This is a genomic window from Stappia stellulata (genome assembly GCF_020176715.1).
Lineage (GTDB): Bacteria > Pseudomonadota > Alphaproteobacteria > Rhizobiales > Stappiaceae > Stappia.
Window position 1 is genome coordinate 1 of sequence record NZ_JAIVMF010000007.1, and the last position, 23,880, is coordinate 23,880.

17 protein-coding genes are annotated in these 23,880 nt (G+C 64.4%); 5 read left to right on the top strand and 12 right to left on the bottom strand.

Annotated elements, in window-relative coordinates; translation table 11 throughout:
* Positions 1-120 precede the first annotated feature (120 nt).
* Together LC092_RS10200 and LC092_RS10205 are read right to left on the bottom strand one after the other, a co-directional pair.
* Positions 121-1,125, bottom strand: coding sequence for a LacI family DNA-binding transcriptional regulator (locus tag LC092_RS10200; RefSeq protein ID WP_224806422.1), 1,005 nt, complete (start codon positions 1,123-1,125; stop codon positions 121-123).
* Between the two features lie 3 nt (positions 1,126-1,128).
* Complete coding sequence (locus tag LC092_RS10205) at positions 1,129-1,899, bottom strand: SDR family NAD(P)-dependent oxidoreductase (protein WP_224806423.1); 771 nt, start codon at positions 1,897-1,899, stop codon at positions 1,129-1,131.
* A gap of 50 nt (positions 1,900-1,949) precedes the next feature.
* On the opposite strand from LC092_RS10205, the gene LC092_RS10210 reads away from it, so the two are divergent.
* Both LC092_RS10210 and LC092_RS10215 read left to right on the top strand, forming a co-directional pair.
* Entirely contained in the window at positions 1,950-2,246 is a 297-nt protein-coding gene (locus LC092_RS10210) for a hypothetical protein (RefSeq protein ID WP_224806424.1), read from the top strand.
* A complete protein-coding gene (locus LC092_RS10215; protein WP_224806425.1) occupies positions 2,239-2,781 on the top strand; it encodes an invasion associated locus B family protein in 543 nt (180 codons plus the stop codon). Before LC092_RS10210 ends, LC092_RS10215 begins: the two co-directional genes overlap by 8 nt.
* A gap of 93 nt (positions 2,782-2,874) precedes the next feature.
* Here LC092_RS10215 and LC092_RS10220 read toward each other — a convergent pair whose 3' ends face one another.
* Positions 2,875-3,645, bottom strand: coding sequence for a SapC family protein (locus LC092_RS10220; RefSeq protein WP_224806426.1), 771 nt, complete (start codon positions 3,643-3,645; stop codon positions 2,875-2,877).
* A gap of 205 nt (positions 3,646-3,850) precedes the next feature.
* On the opposite strand from LC092_RS10220, the gene LC092_RS10225 reads away from it, so the two are divergent.
* Together LC092_RS10225 and LC092_RS10230 are read left to right on the top strand one after the other, a co-directional pair.
* The gene (locus LC092_RS10225) at positions 3,851-4,309 is read left to right on the top strand and encodes a hypothetical protein (protein ID WP_224806427.1); all 459 of its coding nucleotides are present in this window, start codon (positions 3,851-3,853) and stop codon (positions 4,307-4,309) included.
* The gene (locus LC092_RS10230) at positions 4,309-4,611 is read left to right on the top strand and encodes a DUF6916 family protein (RefSeq protein ID WP_224806428.1); all 303 of its coding nucleotides are present in this window, start codon (positions 4,309-4,311) and stop codon (positions 4,609-4,611) included. Before LC092_RS10225 ends, LC092_RS10230 begins: the two co-directional genes overlap by 1 nt.
* A 91-nt stretch (positions 4,612-4,702) precedes the next feature.
* Here the strand turns inward: LC092_RS10230 and LC092_RS10235 are convergent, their stop codons facing one another.
* The 6 genes from LC092_RS10235 to LC092_RS10260 all read right to left on the bottom strand — a co-directional run bounded on the left by LC092_RS10235 (position 4,703) and on the right by LC092_RS10260 (position 19,635).
* Positions 4,703-5,254 (bottom strand): GNAT family N-acetyltransferase, encoded by a 552-nt coding sequence (locus LC092_RS10235; protein WP_224806429.1) that lies wholly within the window; start codon positions 5,252-5,254, stop codon positions 4,703-4,705.
* Between the two features lies 1 nt (position 5,255).
* On the bottom strand, positions 5,256-6,470 hold the full coding sequence (locus LC092_RS10240; protein WP_224806430.1) for a hypothetical protein: 1,215 nt from the start codon (positions 6,468-6,470) through the stop codon (positions 5,256-5,258).
* Positions 6,471-6,582: 112 nt separating this feature from the next.
* Complete coding sequence (locus LC092_RS10245) at positions 6,583-7,098, bottom strand: phage tail protein (RefSeq protein ID WP_224806431.1); 516 nt, start codon at positions 7,096-7,098, stop codon at positions 6,583-6,585.
* 13 nt (positions 7,099-7,111) lie between these two features.
* Complete coding sequence (locus tag LC092_RS10250; RefSeq protein ID WP_224806432.1) at positions 7,112-7,630, bottom strand: phage tail protein; 519 nt, start codon at positions 7,628-7,630, stop codon at positions 7,112-7,114.
* A gap of 52 nt (positions 7,631-7,682) precedes the next feature.
* The gene (locus LC092_RS10255) at positions 7,683-8,201 is read right to left on the bottom strand and encodes a phage tail protein (RefSeq protein WP_224806433.1); all 519 of its coding nucleotides are present in this window, start codon (positions 8,199-8,201) and stop codon (positions 7,683-7,685) included.
* Positions 8,202-8,436: 235 nt separating this feature from the next.
* Complete coding sequence (locus LC092_RS10260; protein WP_224806434.1) at positions 8,437-19,635, bottom strand: beta strand repeat-containing protein; 11,199 nt, start codon at positions 19,633-19,635, stop codon at positions 8,437-8,439.
* 388 nt (positions 19,636-20,023) lie between these two features.
* Here LC092_RS10260 and LC092_RS10265 point away from each other — a divergent pair, with 388 nt between their 5' ends.
* Positions 20,024-20,530 (top strand): ureidoglycolate lyase, encoded by a 507-nt coding sequence (locus LC092_RS10265; protein WP_224806435.1) that lies wholly within the window; start codon positions 20,024-20,026, stop codon positions 20,528-20,530.
* A 60-nt stretch (positions 20,531-20,590) separates the two neighbouring features.
* On the opposite strand, the gene LC092_RS10270 is transcribed toward LC092_RS10265, so the two are convergent.
* The 3 genes from LC092_RS10270 to LC092_RS10280 are packed head-to-tail and all read right to left on the bottom strand — an operon-like array spanning position 20,591 to position 23,878.
* The gene (locus tag LC092_RS10270; protein WP_224806436.1) at positions 20,591-22,144 is read right to left on the bottom strand and encodes a TRAP transporter large permease; all 1,554 of its coding nucleotides are present in this window, start codon (positions 22,142-22,144) and stop codon (positions 20,591-20,593) included.
* Positions 22,141-22,728, bottom strand: coding sequence for a TRAP transporter small permease subunit (locus LC092_RS10275; protein ID WP_412103570.1), 588 nt, complete (start codon positions 22,726-22,728; stop codon positions 22,141-22,143). Before LC092_RS10275 ends, LC092_RS10270 begins: the two co-directional genes overlap by 4 nt.
* Before the next feature lie 52 nt (positions 22,729-22,780).
* Positions 22,781-23,878, bottom strand: coding sequence for a TRAP transporter substrate-binding protein (locus tag LC092_RS10280; RefSeq protein WP_224806438.1), 1,098 nt, complete (start codon positions 23,876-23,878; stop codon positions 22,781-22,783).
* Positions 23,879-23,880 lie beyond the last annotated feature (2 nt).

A 23,880-nucleotide genomic window follows, 5' to 3' on the forward strand; every position in this document is an offset into this window, starting at 1 on the left:
ACTATAGACGGTAAGGCGGGCACCTTGGTGCGGGTTGTTCATCCTTCGGGATCCTCGGCTGGAGTTTGGCGATTGCAGCCTAACCCCGAACCGGGTGAACAACCTCCTGAGACTTCACATCTAGAGGCACGGGCGGGTGGTCTTGCGCTGGACGAGTTCACCGATGAATTTCACCTGCCGCGGGCGCGACGCACTCGCGTCGATGTTCTCGAGCAGAATGCGGACCGCTTCCGGAACCATGGCGTCGGGCGGCTGGGTGACCGTGGTCAGCGCATAGGACGGCCAGGCCGCCATGGGGGCGTCGTCATAGCCAACAACTGCGACATCCTGCGGCACGGACAGGCCAAGCTCGTGGCGTAGGACATCGAGCGCCGCGACGGCCATGTGGTCGTTTGCGCAAAAAAGCGCGTCGGGAAACGGTGGCGCGGCGAACAGGCGACGCGTCGCCGCACAGGCTTCCTCGCGGTTGTAGTGGCCGACATCGTCCCGGTAGAGCCCGCGGCCGTTTTCTGACAAAACCCGGGTAAACCCCAGCCGGCGGTCCCGGTCGGTGGAGCTGCCCGGCCAACCGGCGAGATAGGCGATGCGCTCGTGCCCGCACCGAAGCAGGAAGCGGGCGACTTTCTCGCCTCCGTCGACATTGTCGGAACTCACCGATGACAGCGTTTCGTCGTCGAGGGTCCGGTTGAACAGGATGATTGGAATGCCGCTCGCCGCGCAGCGCGCCGCAAGGTCCGACGACAGTCCGGCCGACACGATAATCAGCCCGTCGACCTGATACTCCAGCAACTCGCCAAGCACGATATCCATCTTGTCGGACGATTGATGGGTGAAGAACATCAGCGCGTGAAAGCCGTTCTCCTGCAGTTCCCGCGAGAGCTTTTCAAGGACATTTGGATAGTAGAGATTGTCGAGATAGGCGACGACGATCCCGACGATGCCCGAGCGCTGGGTGATCAGCGAGCGGGCGATCTTGTTCGGCCGGTAGCCGAGCGCATCCGCGGCTTCAAGCACCTTGGCCCGGGTTTCGGCCGAGACGCTGGCGCCGGGCGTGAAGGTGCGGCTGACCGCCGACTGGCTCACGCCGGCACGGCGGGCAACATCGAGAGAGGTCGTGCGCCGCATCGCCTAACCCGCAGTCCAGCCGCCGTCGATCATGACGGCGGACCCGGTGATCAGCGCGGCGGCGTCCGATGCCAGGAAGACAACCGCGCCGGTGATGTCGGTGACCTCCCCGATCCGGCCGAGATGGATCTTGGAACGGACCCGGTCCATGCGCTCCGGGTCCTGCATCGTGGCGGCCGTCAGCGCGGTGGCGACAAATGTCGGACAGACGGTGTTCACCCGAATGGCATGTTTGCCGAGCTCCATCGCCATCGCCTTGGTCAGGCCTTCCAGCGCGTGTTTCGAAGCGGCATAGATCGTGCGGTCGATCCCGCCGACATGGCCCATCTGGCTCGATGTCTGGATGATCGATCCGCCGCGCCCCTGTGCGATCATGCCGCGCGCGACAGCCTGCGCGATGAAATAGGCGGACCGCACATTCACCGTGAAAACGGCATCGAAATTCTCGGGCGTGGCGTCCAGAAACGGGCCGGGACGGTTGATGCCGGCGTTGTTGAACAGGATGTCGAAGGTGCCTGCCTGGTCGATCGCGGCAAGCGCCGCGGGAAGGTCGGCGACATCCAGCGGCAGGATTTCCGCCTTGCCACCCGCCTTGCGGATCGCCTCTGCGGCATCGGTCAGATCGTCGCGCGAGCGCGCGGCGAGCACCACATGCGCGCCCGCGTCGGCAAGTGCTGCCGCCGATGCCAGTCCGATCCCCCTGCTGGCGCCGGTGACAAGCGCCCGCTTGCCATCCAGGCGGAACGAGGGCGGATTTGGCAGGGAAACGCTCATGTCGTGGTGGTCCTTTCCATAAGGGGCGCGCAATCCCCGTGATTGAGGCAATGGCGGCGGACATCGACGCGGATGCCATTGAACCGGATACCGTCTATCCGGATCCCATTGGTCCGGGTGCCGGCGTGATTCCGGGCGCCGTCGCCGCCGTGCCGCTATCATCATACAAGTGCGATCAAACTACCCCCGGCACCGCCGATCGCCAAGCTCCCCGCGCCGGATCGGCGCGATTGCCGCTGACAATGCCGCGCGCGACCGCAATCGTCATTGACCGTATCCTCGGCGCGGCTTTAGGATCGCGCACAAATCCTGGTTGTCGATGCTTGAATGGATCCTTTGATGATTGAGTTCGCTTTACGCGCAGCGCGCCGGTTCGGCGCGGGCATCCCCATCGTTGCCGGCTTTGCCTTTGCGCTGGCGCTGGGAGCAGCAGAACCGGCGCTTGCACAAACGGCCGAGGGCGCGTCCTCCGGCGCACCGGCTCAAAACTGGGTGGTGCAATGCGGAGAGGAAACCCCGAAGCGGTGCCGCGTGGTTCAGAACATCGTGATGCAGAAGACCAACCAGCGCCTGCTGACGGTCGTGGTCGAGCCGCGCGAGGGCGCGCCGAACCACGCGCTCGTGCTGGCATTGCCGCATGGGGTGTTCCTGCCGGCAGGCGCGACCGTCAAGGTCGATGAGGGCAAGCCGGCGCCGATGGTGATCCAGACCAGCGATGCGAATGGCGCCTATGCGGGCATGGCGATCAGCGACGAATTGCTGGCGTCGCTCAAGAAGGGCACCCAGCTGACGGTCGCGTTCAAGACCGCGCAGCGCCAGGATATCGCCGTCCCGGTGACGCTGATCGGCTTTACCGCCGCCTACACCCGGCTTGGCAGCTGATCCGGCCGACCAAAGAGTGATCTCACAAAAAACGCCGCCCCATGACGGGCGGCGTTTTTGCGTTTGTGTCCAGTGATTTGTGACACCTTCCGGTCAATCGCCCTGTTCCAGACGCACCAGTTCGCCCCAGTTGCGCATCGACAGAAGGTGGCAATAGATCGCGATCAGCGCATCGGAGCGTCGCAGGTCGAGAAAGGCCTCGTCCGACAGCGCCGCGAACCGCTTTTCGTCCACAACAAGGAAGTCGTTGACCGTCAGGACCTCGCCGGACGCCAGGGTGAAGCGTCCCGAGTTGGGTACCAGCAGGTCATGCTCGACCAGTTTTGCCAGGATCGTTTCGCTCGCCAGCGCCTCGCGCTGGAAGGCACCGCAGAACTCCAGCGCCTTTTGCGTGATTTCCGCGGGCTTGCCGTCCTCGAACAGGGCTGTTCCCTCGCCCTGGCCGATCTTGTCGCTCGCGGCGTCGATGCACAGCACGAACTCGCTGTTGTCGTCGCTGCGCGCCAGCACGAACGGATAGCGCCGCACATAGGAGGGGATGTAGCAATTGGCTTGCCAGTTTCCCTTGTCGTCGACGAACAGGTTCTTGCCCGCGCGCAGGCCGAGCACCGCGACGGCTGCCGGCGGATTGGTGCCTGCCGCGAAGACGATGGGATAGTGGCGAGCGGCGGCGGCAAATTCCACCGCGTTCAATGGTGCGGCGTGGCTGCCGCTGGAAAAGGCGTAGTTCGGGGTGAGATCGACCCGGACGTCCGCGTGGCGTTCGGCCCGAATGGCTTCGGGGCGACCGTAGAACAGGGGCATGCCGGACGAGGCGCCGTCTGCCGCGCGTGGGAGGGGACTGTCGGCCTCGGTCTTTGTCATGCTGGGTCGTCCTTCGCCGGTTGGAGGAGTGAGATCATCTCGGGCAATTCGTTCGCTAATCCGATCGAGTTGCGTGTTTTGTACATTTCCTGTCGCAAGTTGCCTAGGCCCGGACCGCCGGTATATGCATACTGCCGGTTGCGAAGTCGGCGCCGGCTGTCGCGCTTTCGCGAAATCCGTCATCGCGGCGAAACCGGGAACACAGATGATGCCATCAGACGCCGGAGAAACCTGGGTCCGCGGGAGCCATCTTGGCGTGAGTTTCACGGGCGAGGACATCCTGCTCGACGGCGGCGTGTTCCGTGATTGTCGCTTCGAGGCCTGCCGCCTGCATTACGACGGCGGCGCGCTGCCCGTTTTGATGGGGTGCCACTTCGCCGATTGCGGATGGCTGTTCGGCGGGCCGGCTGCAAACACGCTGTCGATGCTGTCGGCGCTCAATCAGGGCGGTTTCGACCGGATCGTCGGGCACACACTGGAGGCCATTCGCAGCGGCGCGGTTGCGATGCCGGCTCCGACGGACACGGCAAGCGGCAGGCCGCGACGCAGGGTTATTGACCTCGGGTTCGGGAGGTTTCCGGTTCCGCGGGTGCTGCGACGGTCACCGGAGCGTCACGGGACGGCGCCGCAGAGTGGCGCACCAGAAACAGGGGAACGAAAATAATGAGCGGATCGATCGATCTTTCGACAGCCACCATGGCGGACTTCGAGGCGTTTCGGGACAAGCCGATCCGGCTCACAGTCAACGGCGAGAGCATGCCGCTCGCCATCACCGAGGTGACGCCGGTCAGCGGGCCGGACCGCGCGGGTGGCGCGTTCTCTGTCGTCTTCAGGGGTCCGGTGGAGCCGGTTGTCGAGCAGGCGACCCATCTGATCGAGATCGAAAGCGCCGGCGAGGCCGCACTTTTCATCGTGCCGCTCGGGCCCGACGGGGACGGCATGCTCTATGAGGCCGTTTTCAACTAGCCCGCTCCAGCCTGCCCGCTCCGGCCAGCTTGCCCGACCCGCGCGCCGGTTGGGTCCAGCGCGGCACATGCCGACCTGCGGTCGGCTCTGATCACACTGGCCCAGGCGGCTCCCACCGCAGGAGGTGATAGACGCCCTTGTCCTCGCGCTTTGCGAAGCCGAGGCGCCTGTAAAGGCTCATCGCCGGGTTGTTATGCTCGACGTGAATGCCCACCCCGAGGCCGTTTTCGGCCGCGAGCGCCTGCACATCCTCCAGTATCGCCCGGCCGAGGCCGTTTCCGCGCGTTTCCGGCATCAGGGCGATGTCGATGATGCGGATTTCCGACGGCCATGTCTCTAGGTAAAGCCGCCCGATGGCATTGCCGTCCTGTTCGACGATCAGCCAGTCGGCATCGGGGTAATGCTGCATGTAGTGGGCATGCTGCGCCTGGAACTGCATCTGGAGAAAGGCGGCCTTTTCGGCGGCGCTCCAGGGAAGCGGGGCGAGTTCCTCCTGGCGGGTCGAGGCATAGAGCGCCGCGAGGAAGGGCAGGTCGGTGTCCTCGATCCGTCGAAAGCAAAGCCCGCGCCGGGTGGCGCGGGCGAAATCCGGCAGGTTTCGGCCTGCCGCCTTCGGGATGGCGGCAGTCGGCTTGTCCGTCATGTCAATCCGTGCTGCCCGGCGGGGTGAGGTCGCGCACGACCTGGAAGGAGGCGATGCTGCTGCTGGCCAGCGAGGTCCACCCGGCACTCCACGAGGTGGAATCCGGCGTTGCCTGCGAGATAATGGCCAGCCCGTCCGATTTGCTGAGTCCCTGGAAACACGTCAAGCGGCCATCGGAATTGTAGTCCATAACGATCCTGCCGAAATCCGGGACGATCCCGATCTTCTGCCATCCGGACCATGTCTGATGCGGGGCGTCGATCTGGTAGTTGGCATGCAGGCCGCGGTTCTCGTCGATCGCGGCAAGCACGATGTGACCGTGACCGTCAAAGGCCGAGGCGACGTTGAACAAGACCTGGCCGGTCATGCCCGGCCGCACCCACTCGGCCCATGTCGCACTTCCCGGCGGGTCTTGCCGAAGCTGAACCACTTCCGAGGCGTCACCGATCATGAAGATGTTGACCGCTCCTTCCGGGTCCAGAACGGCCGACGGAGGGGTGGGCCCGAGCGACGTGCCGCTGGCCGGGGTGTCGATCCGTGTCCAGCCGCTCCATTGCGCCGGCGTCAGCGTGAGCGGATCCGTTTCCTGGTTGACATAGACGGCCGTGCTGGACGGATCCTGCCCGGTCCCGGCAACCAGAATGCGCCCGTCGGCGTTGTTGGTGACGGTGATACGCGCGATATGCGCCCCGCTCAGGGGGGACCAGGAACTCCAGGCCCGATCCGGCGGTTCGGCGACCCGGACATGAACGATGATCGGTTCCTTTTGTCCGGGAGGCACCACATGTTCGGTCTTGTCGACGATCTTGTCCGGGTTCTGGAAGATCCACCAGACCGTTCCGCTTTGTCCGTCGACGCCGAAGATCGCGATCCGCCCGTCCGCGTCGCGGGTCATGCCAAGCTGCGTGAGGTCTTCCACCTGGGGCGGAAGTCCCAGATCGACCGGCGGGTTCCAGTTCTGGATCGACCCGACATTGTCCGCCTGTTCGTCGATATAGTGCACGGCTTTCGGCGCGGTCCGCGTTTGCGCGGCAATGGCAACGCGTCCGTCGGTTGTCGAACCGGCGGCGAAAACGCCATAATCCGTGTCGCTCACCGGTGTCCAGTCGTCTCCCCAAGGGCCGTTCGGTTCGCTCTGTGCCTTCCACACGAGCTTGTCGCTGCTCATGTCGGCTGCAACGACCATCAGCCGCGACAATTCCGCGAAGGGTGTCATGCCCCGATCGGGTCCAGGGAGAAAGGCGCCTTCTTCAAGTTCGATTTCGGTTCTCGGTGCTTCGGTCATGGCCGCGCTCCTGTGAGAAAACATCTGAAATGACGTCGCAACCTCAGCTGCGCGACGGGTAAAGTCCCTGAAGTGCGATGATGAAATTCATCGTCAGGTAAGGCTGCATGTTGTTGTGCGCCTGCGAGCCGCCGGCCGATGGCAGCGCGGTCATGTTCACCAGGCTTGCCGATGAGTGATAGGCATTGGCGAAACGCGATCGTGCAAGGGATGTGGTGCTTGAGGGCGTCGATACCAGTGCCTGGTTCGGTGCTGCCATCGGTGTGTGCTTGTGGTTCGGCATCTGTGCCTCGGTAAGCGTCACCATCTCGACACCACCGCGCTGGCCAAGCCTCCGCGAGGTCAGCCCTGGGCCGCGACCCGGATGCATCGGCGCGCGTCCTTCCAGATTCGGCAAAGCGGTCGTGGACCGACCGTCGCCGCCATAGGTGGTCCCGATCAGCGAGAACAGTGCCGTGTTCTGCGAGACGGGAAGCAACTGGCCGTTGCAGAAGGCCCAACTGCGGGGTGCGAAGTTGCCGGCAAAAATCCGGATTTCGGCAATGAACGGTTCGGACATTGGGACGTCTCCTTCAGTGCCGGCTCGGGTAGATGCCGAAGAGCGCGATGATGAAATGCACGCACAAATAGGGCATCAGATTGGTGTGAGAACGGCTGCCACCGGTTCCGGTCACCGCACTTGATGACAGGTTCTCCGAAGGGAATGTTTCAAAATAAAGGTTGCCCACGGTCGACTGTGCGGGAATGTTCCCGGCCGGAGAGGCTTCCGTTCCGAAGTCGGTCGAGGCCTTCAGGGGATGCGTGTGGCTGGGCATCTGGTTGACGGTAAGCGTGACCTGTTCCGCGCCGCCTTTCGCGCCCAGGCGGCGTTCGGACAGTCCGGGCCCATGGCCGGCGTGGATCGGCAAGCGCCCCCGCATGTCGGGCAGACCGAAGGTCGTTCGACCGTCGCCGCCATAGATCGTGCCGAGCAAGGAAAACAGCGCGTCGTTCTGGCTGACCGCGAGCAACTGGCCGTCGCAGAAAGCCCATCCGCGCGGGGCAAAATTGCCCGCGAACATGCGGATCTCGCCGACAAAGGGTTCGGACATGCACTTGCCTCCCAAGGCGTTTCAAATGAACTCGGAGCGTGAGTGAAAAGCGCTAATTGCGAGATGGAAAGAGCCCTTGCAGGGCGATACAGAAGTTCACCGCGAGGTAGGGCTGCATGTTCTCATGCGCCTGGCTGCCACCGACATTCGTGATTGTTCCCGCCCGCAACTGGACTTCGTTCGCCCCCGGACTCCTGTAAAAATTGGCAGGGCTGTCCGCCAGGACATTGCCGACCGGTATGGGCGTATCACCTACTGCGGAGGAGCCTTCGAACTGGTGATCGTGTTGCGGCATTTCATTGGCGGAGAGCGTGTGCGTTTCTTCGCCGCTCTTTTGGCCTTCGGTATGAAACTGCCCGCCATTCGAGCGCCCGACATGGATCGGGGTGCGGCCGCGCAGGTCGGGAAGGGCGAAGCTCGTGCGACCGTCGCCTCCGTATGTGGTGCCGAGAAGCGAATACAGCGACTGGTTCTGGTTGATGGGAAGGATCTGTCCGTCACAAAAGCCCCAACCTCGCGGAGCAAAATTGAAGCCCATCATTCGAATTTCTGCAAGAAACGGCTCAGACATAAAGACCTCCCTTAAAACGGGTAAATTATCGGTCAATTGTAAAATTTGTCAACTGTAAGTGGTGACCTTTTCCCGGTTTGCTACCACACCTGATCCTTGGAAAGGCCGGGGTCCTGATTGAGTCCGGCAATTCTCCTCGGGCTGCAGGCACCGCCCGTCGTTGCGGTATCCGCGCGCCGCGGCGCAGTTGGCAACGGCGGCACGCCATCGGATGACGGCCGCCGTTTTTCTAAGGTCAGGGCAACGGGACGCTAGCGCCGCCCGTCAGGGTTCCCGTGATCGTGCTGCCGGAGAACACGAAGACATCCGCAGGTCCAGGATTGACGGTGTTGCCGGCGCCGCCGCCCGTGCTCAGGAATGTGGCGACGCTTGCCGTGTCATTGTCCGAGCCGCCATAGCCTTGAAGCTCGATCCGGGACGAGCCGAAGGAGAAGGCCTGGATACCCTTGGTGAACGCGCCGGCGGAGCCTGTGGCTGTAACGCCGGCTGCGAAATTCACGCGCATGATGCCGGCAGAACCCGCCCCTGTTCCCGCTTCGAATGACAGGCCGTAAAGCGGGAATGCGCCGGCGGGTGCCACGGTGAAGGTGTTTCCGCTCCCGAAGGTCGCGTTGATCACACCGGTATTGTCGTTCGAGATCAAGACGGCACTGTCCTGATTGATCGCCTGTACGGTGTTGTTGGTCAATCGCGTGGTATGGGTGCCGGCACCAAGCGCGGCGATACGCAATCCCACGCCCTGGTTCGAGCCGGACCCGGCAAGCGTATTGTTGCCGATCGTGTTATTTGTCAACTCGCCGCGCAAGTCGGTCGAAGCACTGGAGGCACCGCCGGTTATGATGTTGATCGCCGTGCTTTCGCCTGCGGCTGTGGCATCTGTGTTGACCTGGTTTCCGCTGATATTGTAGGTGACCGTCGCGTTTGACTGATGTGCGATATCGATCGGAACGAAGATATTGTCGTTGAACGTGTTGTTGGAAATCGTGATCGATCCGCCAGTCGTGCCGCTATTGCTGTAAAACGCCACGCCCCGGGACCGGTTGCGCAGGAAAGTGCTGTTTCGCACCGTCGCGTTGATCTGCGCCGAGGACGTCATATCGAACAAGAGCCCGATGTTGCCGCCGGCGCCGGCATTGGTATCGCGGATCTCCACGTTGTTCATGTCGATGGTCAGCGTCCCGCTGCTGTTCTCGACCGTGAAGATATTCTCGTAGGACGAGTGGAAGAGCGAATTGGTGACGGTCGATCCGGCGCCGGTCAGCTCGTCGAAATGGACATTGTGAATATCGGGAGCGGCGACGCCGGAATCCGTCGCATTGCTGAAGATCTCGCTATTGATGATCGTTATGTTGGCGACATTCGCGCCGTCGATACCGTGATTTCCGGAAAAACCGGTGATCCGGGAGTTGTCCAGCGTGAACCCGCTGGAGTTTGAGATATCAATTCCGTCATTGCCGCTGTTGACGGTGTTGGTGCTGTCCGTCAGCACCATGTTTCTCAGCGTGACATTGTTGGTGTTGGAGATAAGGACGGCAGCTCCGGTCGTGTTCTGGACGGTGCCGCCGGTGCCCTGGGCGGAGAAACTGCCGCCGCCCGCCTTGTTCGATGTGCGTCCGCGGGTGCCGACGTTCACCGTTGTATCGCTGCTGCCTTCGCCCGTAACCGCGAACCCGCCCGACCCTGCATTGCTTAGCACGATACCGTTGGTTGCGCCGTCGGCGGACACGCTCTCGAACGTCACCCCGGCGCCGCCGATCGTGGTGTTATGGATATCGACTGCCGTGCCGGTGGTGCTTGTCACATTTGCGGAGCCACCGATCACCACCGTTCCGCCGCCGCTGGCGAAAACGCCCTTTCCGGTCGTTGAGTTGATGGTGTTGGTGGTTGTCGAATTGAAATTGATGGTGCCACCGTTTGTCACGGTGACCGCATTGCCCGACGTTGTGTCGATATCCGTGTTCGCCCCCGAAAAAGTGACGGTCCCATTGGCGTTGTTCGTCAGGCTGATCGCCGTCAGGCCACCGGTGCTGATCGTCTTCGTGCCGCCGGAGAAGGTGAATGTCGCGCCGCTGGCGCTGTTTGAGACGGACAGGCCGGTTCCGGCCGATCCGGTGATCGTCATGTCGCCGGTCAGGTTGACCGTGCCGCCGACAGTGTTGAACACCATTCCGCTGCCGGTGCTGCTCGTCGAACGTGTGGCCGTCGCATTCAGGTTCACCGTGGTGTTGGTGATATCGAACACCGCACGATTGTCCGACGTAATGCTGCCGGCGGTTGTCGTGCCGATATTGAGCGTCCCGGTGTTGTTGGCAAGAATGCCGGAGGCGTTGTTCGCGGCAATCTTGGTTACCCCGGTGAAGCTGAAGGTGCCGGTGTTGCTCACCAGCCTGATGCCGCCGCCGCTTTCTCCCGCATCGTCATAATCGATATCGAGCGAGCCTATGGTGATCCCGCCGGCACCCGTCGTCGTGTTGGAGATATCGACCGCATAGACGTCGTTGCCAAGTGCGTTGTTGGTGCGAATGGTCCCGTTGCTGATTGTGAGAACGCCCGCGTCGTTCGCCACGATCGCCTGACCGGTTGGCGCCGAACTGCGCTGGTCGTCGTTGTAGACGAGATTGGCGAAATCGATTGTGGCCGTGCTGTTGCTTGTCAGCACAAAGCCGTCGCCGGCGGATGCGGTGGCGATCGTGTGGTTGCGAACCTCGATTTGCGCCTGGAAATCGGCGGCAAAGCCCGCACCCGAACTGGTGATCGAGACGCCGCTGGCGGTCGGGTTGTGAATGATCGAACCGCCGGTCAGCGTGAAGCTGCCCGTGTTGGCGTTCAACCGGATGCCGGTCGCGACATTGTCGGCCGTCGAATTCGATCCGATCGTCACCGCCGCGAAGGTGAAGGCTCCGGAGGAAGCCGAAATGTCGATGCCGTTCGTTGTGGCGCCGGCGATATTCATTGATCCGCCGGAGAAAGTGCCCGATCCGCCGACATTCGTCATGGTGACGGCGCTGCCGGAGATCTTTCCGGAAGACCCGAGACTGTCGAAACTGACACCGCTTGCGCCGATGGCAACCTGATTGAACGAGAGCAGGCCACCGGTGGCCGAGTTGATCGCCTGCGTGCCCGCGCTTGCGACATTCACGGTCAGCAGCGTGCCGGCGGTGCCATTGGCATCGAAACCGGTGCCGCTGTTGGTATCGATGTCGAGCGCCCCGGTGAAATTCACCGTGGCCGTATCTCCCGCGCCCAGGTCGAGATCGACGCCGCCACCCGTGGACCCGGCATTGTTGATGGTCGTGGCGCCAAAATTGAACGTGCCGGTCGAATTCGTGATCCGCACGCCTGCGCCGGTCGAGCCGGTCACGTTGAGCGTGCCGATGTTGAGTGCCTGGCTCGCCGCGCCGCCCGACGCGTCACCCGCATCGACGAGAACACCGGCGCCGGTCGCATTGGTCGAACTCACCGAGGAAAAGCTTAGCCCCATGGTCAGCGGATCAAGAAACAGCGCCGTGCCGCTCGTCGTGTCGATCGTGCCGGTGCCGCCACCCGTTAGCGCGAAGGTCGTTCCCGAGCCCTTGGTATTGACCTCAAGGCCGGTGCCGTTGGTGTTGTAGACGTTGAGCGTGACCAGTCCGAGTGAGCCGGTGGTGTCGATGAACGACACGCCGTCGCCCGAAACGCGGGAGCCTGTGCCCTGGCCAACGTTCAGCGTTCCGGCGGCAACCGTGCCGCCGCCATTGATGTTGAAGTCGACGCCGGTAAACAGGATGCCGCCGCCCGTGCCGTTGCCGATTACCGCGTTGTCGGAGAACGCGCGCACGTTGACGCTGCTCGTCGTGGAACTGACGTTTTGACCGGTGATCTCGACGCTGGGCACGCCGGCCGCGGCACTTTCGAAAGTCGTGTTTCTGATCGACAGCCGCAGATTGTCCGGCGTGCCCGCGCCGGTCTCGTCGGCGTCGAGCGCCTGACCGGTGGAGCGGATCGTGTTGGTTCCGTTCAGGGAGACCGTGAGTGCGCCGGTGCCGGATGAATCCACGTCGACGCCGATGCCGCCGACATCGCCGGTATCGCCGTTTCCGCTCGATCCCATGGTGATGTTTTCCAGGGCCAAGGAGCGGTCGCTTGCGTCGGAGTTCGCGATCTGGATACCGGCCCCGCCGATGGCGGAAGAGGCGCCAAAGGTGATGTTGCTGAAGGAGCCTGACGCGTTGGTGAGCTGCAGGCCGGCGCCGCTCGCCCCGTCGATGGTGTTGGTGCCGGTCATCGTGCCGCCGAGCGACCCGCCCGCCGATCCGTCGAGGCGAACACCGCTGGTCAGCGCCAGGTCGGAGAAGGCGTAGGTCGAGGCGCCGGAGGTCGTTGCCAGATCGATGGCGAAGCCGCCGGTGCCGCCGCCGATGCTGCTGGAGCGAACGGTCACGCTCTCGGCTGTCGAAAAACTCGCCGAAATGCCGTCGCCGGTGCCCGTGTTGGTGATGGCGACATTCTGGATGCCGGCGGACCCTGTCAGGTTGACCGTGTTCCCGCTGCTTGAGTTCAGCACCAGACGGTTGCTGTCGAGCGTGACCGTCGAGGTGATCGTCGAACTGCTGCCGAGGCCGGTCAGCAGCACGCTTGCGGGCGGGCCGCTCGCGGTGATGCCGAGCGTCGACACGTCGATGCTGGTGGTGCCGCTGTCGAGACCGATCAGGACCTGGCCGTTGTCCAGGGACAACGGGCCGGCCGTCGAAACCGTCTGCGTTCCGGTTCCGGTGTCGGTGTCGATCAGCACGATGACGTCGGCGGTCGCGGCGGCGGCCTCGGAAATCGAGCCCGGATCGCTGAAGGTACCGGCCCCGGAACTGTTGTTCTGGTCGACAACGAAGACGACGGGACCGGTCAGGTTCGAGACGTTGCTGGTTCCAAAGCCGATGTCTTCAAAGTCGTATTCGCCGGTCGCCGTGACGCCGGTCGTCACGATGGCGACATTGCCGGCAATGCCCGATGTATCGATAGAACTTGCGACCGGCGCCGAGCCGTCGCCGTACTGGAACCGCACGCCGTTGGCGATATTGGAGTTGGTGAGGTCAATACCGGTCTGAACGCCCTGGATGGTTCCCGACCCGGTGGTCACGACATCCTTGGTGTTGTCGTAGTCGGTAAGGTCGATGCCCTTGGAGCCGGTCTGGCTGGTGCCGGTGATATCGAGGGTGGCGAAGGTCACCTGTCCGTCGAAGGTGCCGCCGGACAGGTTGAGGCCCGTTCCCGTGCCGACATTGGTGATGTCGACATTGCCGAACGTCATGTTGCCGTTGGTTCCGGTCGCCCGGATGCCGTTGCCGCCGGTTCCCATGGCAATCGTCATGTCGCCGGTCGTCAGGGTGCCGGAGTTCCCGGCAAGCAGCAGGCCGTCGCCGCTGGTCAGCGTCAGGTTGACCGTGCCGAACTGCATGTTTGACGAGACGTTGGTTGCAGAGACGGCCGACCCGGTGGAACCGGAAATCGAGGTCGTTCCGCTGACGTTCAATGCGCCACTCGATACAGTGTTCAGGCCAACGCCTACCCCGCCGACGCCTGTTCCCGTGATTGACGAGAAGTTCACCCCGCCTGCACCGAAGGCGATGCTGCCGAAATTTATGATCTGGGCATTGTTGACCGCAAGTGAACCGGTTCCGACGGACAGCGTGCCACCGAGCTGCACGACCATGCCGAAACCGCCGTCTGTTTCGATGTCGATGTCGGCGAAGTTGACGGTGACGTTCTGCCCCGAGTTGTCAATGAAAACGCCGGACCCGCCAACTGCGGTGGTGGTGCCGACGTCCACGGTTCCGGTGAAGGAAATCGAATGCGCACCCGTCGATGTGACCGAGGTGATGCCGCTTGTCGATCCGCCGTTGGCGACCACCGAACCCGCATGGGTGAAGCTGCCGCCGCTGCGGTTCTGCATCAGGATCGACGCACCAGTGGTGGTGCTGATCGAGCTGTCCGCGTCGAAGGTGAAGACCGCGTCGCCGCCGTCGATCGAAAGCGTGTTGCCGCCCGCGATGTCGACATTCGTTGCCGTGACCGTGCCGGAGGCATTGTTGAACGCGATACCGTTCGCGGCGTTGCTGATGTCGATGTTCGAAAGCGTCGTGGTGCCGGTGGCGTTGGTGAGCGTGATCGCGGTTCCGGTGGCGCCGGTCGAGGTGATGTTCGTCAGCGTCGAGCCGGCGGCGTTCAGCAGGATGTCGCCGGCGTTTCCGGAGAAGTCGACATCGTTGATCGTTGTGTTGGTCGAGGGCGTGATCTCGATGCCGACAGTGGCGAAATTCGAGACGCTGGAGCGCTCGATCACCGTGCCGGTCGCGCCGCCGGCATCGTTGATCGCCCGGGCTGCGGTGCCGTTGCCCTCGAAGTCGATGCCGGACACGCGGATGCCGTCGCCGCCGAGCGTGACCACGTCGTTTCCGGTGAAGGTCGTCAGCGTCGCCGCGCCGCCTCCGGTCGGGTCCGCGATGGTCAGCCCTGCGGAAAACAACTGGATCGTCGGCGGGACGGTCAGGCTGACCTGGATCGCCTGACTGTTTCCAGCGCCGTCGCCAAAGGAGAGCAGCTGTTGGTTTGCGGCAAGGTTCAAAGTGTTGTTGGCGTTCGTGCCGACGGCGGTGATCGCCGATCCGTCGTCGATCAAGACAATAATGTCGCCGGCGCCGGCAGCGGCTTCAGCCGCGGCGAGTGTCATCGGGTTGGACGCGTCCGAACCGGATCCGTCGCCGCCCCCGGTCGCGTTTCCATCGGAATCGACGAAATAGATCGCACCGATGCCGAAACCCGCACCCGGACTACCCGCGAAATCCACGTCCTGGAAATTGTAGGTGCCGGCCACGGGCGCATTGGTGGCGTCGATGGCGGTTGTCGCGGAAATCGTCGAGCTCCGATCCGTCGCGCCCTCGCCATCGCCATAGACGAAGGTGGCGTTGCTTGTCGCATTGAGAAAGACGCCGGTCTCGACCCCGGCGATGGAGCTCGAGGCGCCGGCTGCTGCCGGATCGCCGAGCCGCACGGTCTGGCCGCCGGTCAGCCCGCGCAGGTCGACACCGATCGTGCCGCTCGCCGATGTGCTGGTCACGTCGAAATCATTCACCGTGACCGCACCGCCGAGCGTGGCGCCATTGAGGTCGAAGGCGACCGTGTTGGCGCCGGTCAACGCAATGTCGAGATCGGTGAAGCTGATCGTTCCGGTGTTCACGCCGCTGATGTCGACGCCGTTGCCGGTCGTCGAGGCGGTGACCGTGGTTGCGCCGAAGGCGACGTTGGCGGCGTTGCCCGATAGCGCGATGCCGGCGTTCGTGGCATTTGTCACCGTCGTTGTTCCGGTCACCGTGAAGGCGTCGCCCGTCACCCCGGTCAGCGCAACGCCCGAGGCGCCGCTTGCCGAGGAAGACAGGCTGTCGAATGTGATGCCACCGGTGGCAATGGTCACGCCGGCGAGGGACACCGCCTGGCCGGCGCTGGCCGCGACGCTTGTTGCGCCCGCATTGGCGATCCCGAGAGTTCCGCCGGTGCCGACCAGACCGGTTCCGCTGGTTGTCGTGATCGCCAGGCCGCCGTTGAAGCTGGCCGCTCCCGATCCGAGGGTGACACCCCTGCCGGTCGACCCCGTGCTGGTGGTGGTCACCTGGCCTGCAAATGTCACGGTCCCGCTGTTCGCGGCGGCAGTGCCGAGAAGGATATGATCGCCGTCGAAGCCGGAGTTGTTCTGAGTGGTGACCGCCCCGCCAAAGGCCACGCCGCCGTCTGAGCCTTGAACGGAGATATTCGCGGTCTGGGCGTTTTGCACCAGCGCGGGTCCGGTGATGCCCACGGTTCCGGCGTCGACAGTGTTCACCAGGAGGCCGGTCTGCGCCCGGTTCGTGGTCAGGGAGGCGAAATCGGCGGCGAAGCCGGTTGCCGCGCCGGTGACGTTGCCGATCACCACGCCGGCGGTCGTCACCGTGCCGGCGCCGATCTGGGTCGTGCCGAAGTCGATGTTGACGCCGGTGGCGGAGATTGTATCGATGACGATGCCGCTTGCGGCCGCCACCGACGCCGTCTGGTTGATCGTGGTTGTTCCGAAGGCGATCGTCTGTCCGGCATTCGAGAGCCCGGAAATCTCGATGCCGTTCACATCGTAGTTGTCGAGCGTCGTGGTGCCTGTGACGGTGATGCTCGACCCCGCGCCCAGATCGGTCAGGGAGATGCCGTCGTCGACGGTGCCGTCGCCGGAGCCGGTGATGCTGTCGAATGTGACGCCGCCCGCGCCGGTTCCGATGCCGGAGAACGACAGGGCCATGGCGCCCGCCGTGGTGATCGTTTCCGCCCCGCCGGTCGCGGCAACGGCGACGCTGCCGCCGCCTTGCGCGGAAAAGCCGGTCTGGCCCGTGGTCGCGATCTCAAGACCGCCGGTAAAGGCGATTGCCGACGCCTGGCCGTTGTTGTCGATGTCGACGCCCGCTCCGCCGCCAAGCGCGGTCGTGGTGCCGAGAGACACCTGGCCGCCGAAGGTGACATCGCTCGCCGCCGTTGCGCCGGCCACGGAAATGCCACCGGCCGCCGGGCCGTTCGAGGAGATGCCGCCGAAGTGGCTGAAACTGCCGCCGATCCGGTTGGTGATCGACACGGCCGTTCCGGAGGTGTTGGTCACCGAACTGGTGGCGTTGAAGGACACCGCCGCATCGCCGCCGGAAACGGAAAGCGCATTCGCGCCGGTAATGTCGACGTTGTTGCCGGTGACGGTGCCGCTCGCCCCGGTGAGCGACAGGCCTGTGCCGCTTGAATTGGTGATGTCGACATTGGTCAGCGTCACCGCGCCGGTCGTGTTGGTCAGCGCGATGCCGTTGACGGGCGTATCGGTGCCGGTGCCGATGGTCACGCCCTCGATGGTGAGGCCGGCGATGCCGGAGCCCGACAGGGCGGTCCCAAGCGTGCTGCCCAGCGTGATGTTGCGGATCGCATTGCCGTTCGCGATCGCGATGGTGCTGACCGCGCCGGACGAATTCGTCAATGTGGCCGCGCCGCTGCCCGGATCTGTGATCGTCACCGATCCTGTGGGCAGATTTGTGCCGGTGATGTTGGCGGCGATAATCAGCCCGGCGGAGGTGAAGGTCCGCCCGTCGCCGAAGGTGTCAATGGTCTGATTGTCGGCGAGTGCGAAGGTCGCGCCGGCGGTGTCGATGGCCGATCCGTCGTTGATCAGGATGAAATTGACGGTCCCCAAGCCCGCCGCTGCGCCGATCGCCGTGGCGATGGAGGCGCGGTTGGCTGTGGAGGAGCCATCGCCGGTGCCGGTGGCGCTGGCCGCGATGAAATAGTTCGGCGTGCCCGATGTCGTGAAATTGAAGGGGCCCGAGAAGCCCGTCGTGCCGAAGGCATAGGAGCCGTTTGCGGCGTTCACGCCGATGCCGTCGAGCGCGTAGGTGAGGCCGCCGATGTCGCCGCCGCCCCAGGTGAATACGGCATCGGGCGCGGCAAAGGCGCCGCCATTGGTGCCGAGCACCAGGCCGACATCCACATTGGTGATCGTGCCGCCATTGGTGATGGTGACCGTGCGACCGTTCTGCGTGCCCGACAGGTCGACACCCTTGCTGCCGGCCGTGCCCGCGCCCGTGATGTCGAGGCTCTGCATCGTCAGCGTCGCATCCGCGCCGGCCATGTTGAGGCCGGTGCCGCCGCCGAGCCCGGTCACATCCACGTCGCCGAAGGTCAGCGTGGCATTGTTGGTGTTGCTGAGGTCGATGCCGTCGCTGGTCGCGCCGGCGCCGAGGCCGCTCAGCGTCGTCGTGCCCGTGAAGCCGAATGTGCCGCCGCCGGTGACCGCGATGGCGTCGTCGCCGGTGTTCGTCGCGGTGAAACCGCTGACGTTGATGATGCCGGTATTGTTGGAGAACGACAGGGCATCTCCGGAGACGTTGCTGACGTTGATGTTCGAAAGCGTCGTCGTGCCGGTATTGTTCGCGATCGACAGGCCGTTGGTGCCGCCGTTGATCGTGATGTTGCTGATCGTCGCCGACTGGTTGTTCAAAAACAGCGACGTGCCGGTGATGCCGGAGAAGGAAATGTTGCTGACGTTGGCATTGACCGCGCCGGTGACGCTGATGCCGTCGGTGGCGTTCTGGATGTTGAGGTCCGTCAGCGTGAAGTTGGAGACCGCGTTGCCGCCGATCACCGTCGTTCCGCCCTGGATGGTCAGGTCGCGGATCGTCACGCCGCTGGCGAGCGTCACCGTCGTCACGCCGGGATCGCCGTCGATGGTGCCATTCGTGCCCGACAGCAGGAAGTTCGTCGTCGAGCCGTCGGCGAGCTGCACCTGGATGCTCTCGCCGCCGCCGATGAGCGTTTGCCCCGACTGGAGGGTGATGCCGGATGTCGTGATCGGTCCGCCACCGCCAAGGGCGATGACGATGCCGTCCGTTCCCGCGTTGGCGACAGCCGTGGCGAGCGAGGTCGGATCGGCGAAGCCGCCCGTGCCGCCGCCGGCCTGGTCGGCGTAATAGACACCGCCGAACGGATTCCCGGTGGCGGGATTGATGACGGGCACGCCGTTGACGGCCGTCGTGCTACTTTCCGTTCCGACGCGGATGCCCTTGTCGCGGCGCACGCCCTCGTCCATGCGCTGCTGGATCGCCGACAGCCGGCTTTCGCCGTTGGCATCGCGGCTCTGGGCGCCGGCGAACAGCGGAATGCGCAGCCGGGCGGAGGCGATGGCGTCGAACTCGTCGTCCTTGTCGTAGACGAGTTCCGCGCCAAGCGTGAAACGCGATCCGGCCAGGCTCAGAACGTCATTGATCTGGTATTCGAGCCCGAGCCGCCCGCCGGCCTGCGTGTCATAGCCGCCGCGGTCGTAGACATAGCCGCCCGCATAGGCGCGCAGACGCTGGTTGTCGGCGAAGGGCGAATCGAACATCGCGCCGATCTCGCCGGTCAGGCCGTAGAGCAGGCCTTCCTTGCGGTCCGTGCGGGTGCGGTTCTCGACCAGCTGGTTGTTGACGATGCTGACGCCGTCTCCCGTGACGATGGGGGAGAGCGTGGTGCCGCCGCCGATCGGGACATGCGCGTTGACGCGGAGGTCGAAGATCGAGGTGAAGGCCTCCAGACCGAGCGTCGCGCCGGCGAATGTATTGCCGTTTTCGGTGCGCACGGCGTCAACGAAGACATTCGCGCCCAGAATCAGGTCCGGGCCGACGATCTCGCGGATGCCGAGACCCAGCGACGTGGAGCCCCGGCTGTTCTCGCCATAGTCGAGGCGCATGTCCAGAAAGACGATACTGTCCGCATCCTGCCCGAGCGGCATGAAGCCTTCGAGAAAGGCGTTGGTTTCCGCCCCGGCCTGTGCGCCAAGCTCGCCCCAGGCACCCCATAGGCGTGGAGCGTCCTGCGCGGCCGCATGCCCGCCGGTTCCGGCAAGAAGCGCAGCAGCACAAGAGGAGGACAGCAACTCTCGGCCTTTGAGGCGAAAACGGCGCGCGGCGGGCGGATTGTAAGAAATGACACTCTCCCAAGTGTTCAAAAAATCGAAAATAAATAGGCTCCCAACTTCCGCAGGTTGCCCTTTGGAAGACATCGCAATTTCATCAACCATCCCGGGTATTTCAACCTATGTTTCGGCCTCCGGTCTTTTGCGGGTAACAATTTGGTAAGGGTGTTGCCGAGAAGATACAAATCGGCCCTGACGTCCGGCATGGCCGACGTCGCGACGGCAGTTTGCGCTTGCGTCCCCGTGGGAGGGAATCGCTGCGGTCTGCGACGGCAGCCGGCTCCCGCCCGCCCGCCCCGTTCCTGCGGCCGCACCGTTCTTAAGCCGCCCCGCCCCTATGGAGATTTCCGTGACGTTTCCCGCAAGCCTTCCGCCGCTCGTGCCCGTTCCGCTGACCGCGGAGGACTTTGCTCCCTTTGGCGACGTCATCGAGGCTGATCATGACCGCAGTCATCTGATCAACGAGGGGCGGACGCGGCGGTATCATGCGCTGGCGACAGCCGCGCCGGGCGAGGGCGGTGAGGCAATCCTCTCCATCTTCCGGGGAACGCCCTGGCCCGCTCCGGTCACGATCCGCATGCTGGAGCGGCATCCGCTCGGAACACAGGCCTTCGTTCCGATGGAGCGGCACCCGTGGCTGGTTGTGGTGGCGGAGGCTCCGCGCGCCGAGGCCTGCCGCTGTTTTCTCGCAAGGGGTGATCAGGGAATTCAGATCGCGCGCGGCGTCTGGCACCATCCATTGCTGGTGCTTCAGCCTTCCCAGGACTTCCTCGTGGTCGACCGCGCGGGCGCGGGCAACAACCTGGAAGAGGTCTGGTTTCCCGAAGGAGAGACCGTCACGCTCGCCCCGGTGTAATCGGCGGCAGCGTGACGGATAACGCGATTTGAAACCTGACTCTGGCGACTGTCGGCGAAGCTAGAAGACCAGCTTCGGCAGCAGCGTCGCGATCGAGGGCAACAGCCAGATCAGGGCGATACCGCCGATCTGCAGCGCGATGAAGGGCAGCACGCCCTGATAGATCTGTCCCGTCGTGATTTCCTTGGGGGCCGCGCCGCGCAGGTAGAACAGCGAGAACCCGAAAGGCGGCGTCAGGAAGGACGTCTGCAGGTTGATCGCGATCAGCACCGAGAGCCAGACCGGGTCGTGGCCCATGATGATCAGCACGGGCGCGACCAGCGGCAGCAGGATCACCGAGATCTCGACGAAGTCGAGGAAGAAGCCGAGCACGAAGATCAGCGCCATCACGAAGAACAGGGCGCCCTGCGGCCCGCCGGGCATGTTGGCGAGGAATTCCTCGACGCGCAGGTCGCCACCGAGGCCACGGAAGACCAGCGAGAACACGCTCGCTGTCAGGATGGTGGCGAAGATCATCGCGGTGACCGAGAGAGTCGAGGTCATCACCGGCTTGAGCACGCCGCCGCGGAAGGTGCGCACAAGCGCCTGAATGACCGCCGCTGCGGCGACAAGCACGAGAAGACTGGCCGCACCGCCGACGATCCAGTCGAACAGGGTCGCGTCCGTGCGCTGCAGGCGGACGGGATGAACCCCGGCAAGCACCGCAAGCAGGCCGAGGGCGACGGCGCCGCCGATTACCAGCTTGATCGATCCCGCACCAAGGCGCGCGCTGGCCATCAGCAGCGCGCCCATCGCGCCGACCGACGCGGCCTCGCCGGGTGTGGCGATGCCGCCGAGGATCGATCCGAGCACCGCGATGATCAGCAGCACCGGCGGCAGGATGGCGGTTGCGACCTCCATCCGGCTCGGCTTGGTCGCCAGCGACTTCATCGCCGGTGCGGCGTCGGGCGACAGCCAGGCCTTGATGAGCAGATAGACGATATAGATGCCGACAAGCGTCAGGCCGGGCAGCAGCGCTGCGGCGAAGACCTGTCCGACCGAAATCGTCTCGATGGTGAACTTGCCCTCGCGAAACTGCGCCTGCTGATAGGCGTTGGACATCACGTCGGAGAGGATGATCAGCAGCGTCGATGGCGGGATGATCTGTCCGAGCGTGCCGGAGGTGCAGACGATGCCGCTGGCGAGCTTCGGGTCGTAGCCGTTTCTCAGCATGGCGGGCAGGGCGATAAGGCCCATGGCCACCACGGTGGCGCCGACGATGCCGGTGGAGGCGGCGAGCAGCGCGCCGACCAGCACCACCGAGATGCCCAGTCCGCCGCGCAGGCTGCCGAACAGCCGGCCGGCCGTTTCCAAGAGGTCCTCGGCGATGCGGCTTTTTTCCAGAACCACGCCCATGAAGACGAAGAGCGGAATGGCGATCAGCACCTGGTTGGTCATCAGCCCGAACACGCGCTGCGCCAGCGCGCCGAGAAGGCCCATGTCGAACTGGCCGGTGAAATAGCCGAGGAAGGCGAACAGCGTGGCGATGCCGGCGAGCGTGAAGGACACCGGGTAGCCGATCAGGATCGCGCCGATCAGCGCGGCGAACATCAGGAGGTCGAGCGGCAGGCTCATGCGCGTGTCTCGTCTTCGTCGGCGGTGTCGGGAGCGGCCAGCCGCGCGAGGTCGCGCAACAGGCAGGCCAGCCCCTGCACGATCAGCAGGACGCAAAAGGCCGGAATGAGGGATTTCAGCAGGAAGGAGGCGGGAATGCCGCCGACCGAGATCGCGCCTTCCATCACTGACCAGGAATTGCGCACCGACGGCCAGGAGTACCAGGCGAGAACCGCCATGGAGGGCAGCAGCAGGATCAGCGCGCCCGCGGCATCGATCCCGGCGCGGCCGCGTCGCGTGGCCCTTGCATAGAAGATATCGACCCGCACATGGCCGTCGACCAGCAGGGTGAAGCCGGCGCCCAGCATGAACAGGAAGGCATGCAGGTAGAGGACCCCCTCGTTCAGCGACACGAAGCTGATGCCATAGACATAGCGCAGCACCACGATCGCGAATTGCAGAAGCACCATCGCAAGGGCAAACCATCGAACGCCAGACCCGACGAGGCGGTTGAGGCGGTCGAGCCGGTCGGCAAGACGTTCGAGCACGGGCTGATCCCTTTTCGGCAGGCGGACGGCGGGAGGGTGAATGGCGCTGCGGGCCATGGTCATGGCCCGCAGCAGGTCATTGGACGGTAGCGCGCGAAGGCGCAGTACCTCAGTACTTGTAGTCCATCGCGCGGGCGTTCATCTGCCCGTTGTCGGCATAGGGCATATAGCCCGCGATGCTCTTGCGATAGGTGAGGAAGCTCTCGGTGATGCGGCGAACGAGTTCGTCCTCGTCCTCGCGCAGGTCCGCGATCACTTCGCCGGCGGCATTGCCCATGGCGACGATCACGTCGTCGGGGAGCTTCTTGACCTGAACGCCCTGTTCCGCGACGAGCTTCTCGAGCGCCAGCGCGTGTTTGGTCGTGTACTCCGTCCACACCGGGTTGTAGAGCGACTCGCAGGCGAAGGCGACGGCCTGCTGCAGATCGGCCGGAAGGGCGTTATAGGCCTCCTGGTTCACCGCGCATTCCTCGGCGGAGGACGGCTCGCCGACACCCGGCCAGTAGTAGTTCTTGGCGACCTGGTAGAAGCCGAGCGCGCTGTCGGTCCACGGACCGATGAACTCGCCCGCGTCGAGCGCGCCGGACTGCAGCGCCTGGAACATGTCGCGCCCGCCCATGGCCTGCACGGCCATGCCGAGCTTGGCGCACATCTCCGAAGCGAGACCGGTCGTGCGGAAGCGCATGCCCTTGAGGTCTTCCGCCGAGGTGATCTCGTTGCGGAACCAGCCGGCCCACTGCGGACCGGAGTTGCCGCACAGGAACGGCTTCAGGCCGAAGCGGCCGTACATTTCGTCGTAGAGCGCCTGGCCGCCACCATGGGCGAGCCAGCCGAATTGCTCGTCCGCGCGCAGGCCGAAGGGCTGCGAGCCGAACAGCAGGATGCCCTTGGACTTGGACCCCCAATAGGCCGGAACCGCGTGATAGAGCTCGGCCGTGCCTTCGGACACGGCATCGAAGACGCCGCGGCCGGGAACGAGCTCGCCGGCGGCGAAGAGCTGGACTTCGAGCCGGCCGCCCGACAGCGCGGTGATGCGATCGGCAAGGTTCTGGGCGGCAACGCCGGGGCCAGGCAGGTTCTTCGGCCAGGCGGTGACCATCTTCCAGCGCAGCGTGCCCTGGGCGATGGCGGGAGCGGCGAGGGCGGTGCCGGCTGCTGTGGCCACGGCGCCGGTGGCGGCGGTTTTCAGGAAATCGCGTCTTTTCATGA

Bases quoted from the DNA above. Each gene is read 5' to 3' on its own strand.
- LC092_RS10230 (WP_224806428.1), top strand. From the start codon at position 4,309: ATGAGCGGATCGATCGATCTTTCGACAGCCACCATGGCGGACTTCGAG.
- LC092_RS10280 (WP_224806438.1), bottom strand. From the start codon at position 23,878: ATGAAAAGACGCGATTTCCTGAAAACCGCCGCCACCGGCGCCGTGGCC.
- LC092_RS10220 (WP_224806426.1), bottom strand. From the start codon at position 3,645: ATGACAAAGACCGAGGCCGACAGTCCCCTCCCACGCGCGGCAGACGGC.
- LC092_RS10205 (WP_224806423.1), bottom strand. From the start codon at position 1,899: ATGAGCGTTTCCCTGCCAAATCCGCCCTCGTTCCGCCTGGATGGCAAG.
- LC092_RS10235 (WP_224806429.1), bottom strand. From the start codon at position 5,254: ATGACGGACAAGCCGACTGCCGCCATCCCGAAGGCGGCAGGCCGAAAC.
- LC092_RS10270 (WP_224806436.1), bottom strand. From the start codon at position 22,144: ATGAGCCTGCCGCTCGACCTCCTGATGTTCGCCGCGCTGATCGGCGCG.
- LC092_RS10200 (WP_224806422.1), bottom strand. From the start codon at position 1,125: ATGCGGCGCACGACCTCTCTCGATGTTGCCCGCCGTGCCGGCGTGAGC.
- LC092_RS10225 (WP_224806427.1), top strand. From the start codon at position 3,851: ATGATGCCATCAGACGCCGGAGAAACCTGGGTCCGCGGGAGCCATCTT.
- LC092_RS10245 (WP_224806431.1), bottom strand. From the start codon at position 7,098: ATGTCCGAACCGTTCATTGCCGAAATCCGGATTTTTGCCGGCAACTTC.
- LC092_RS10275 (WP_412103570.1), bottom strand. From the start codon at position 22,728: ATGGCCCGCAGCGCCATTCACCCTCCCGCCGTCCGCCTGCCGAAAAGG.
- LC092_RS10210 (WP_224806424.1), top strand. From the start codon at position 1,950: ATGGCGGCGGACATCGACGCGGATGCCATTGAACCGGATACCGTCTAT.
- LC092_RS10250 (WP_224806432.1), bottom strand. From the start codon at position 7,630: ATGTCCGAACCCTTTGTCGGCGAGATCCGCATGTTCGCGGGCAATTTT.
- LC092_RS10255 (WP_224806433.1), bottom strand. From the start codon at position 8,201: ATGTCTGAGCCGTTTCTTGCAGAAATTCGAATGATGGGCTTCAATTTT.
- LC092_RS10215 (WP_224806425.1), top strand. From the start codon at position 2,239: ATGATTGAGTTCGCTTTACGCGCAGCGCGCCGGTTCGGCGCGGGCATC.
- LC092_RS10240 (WP_224806430.1), bottom strand. From the start codon at position 6,470: ATGACACCCTTCGCGGAATTGTCGCGGCTGATGGTCGTTGCAGCCGAC.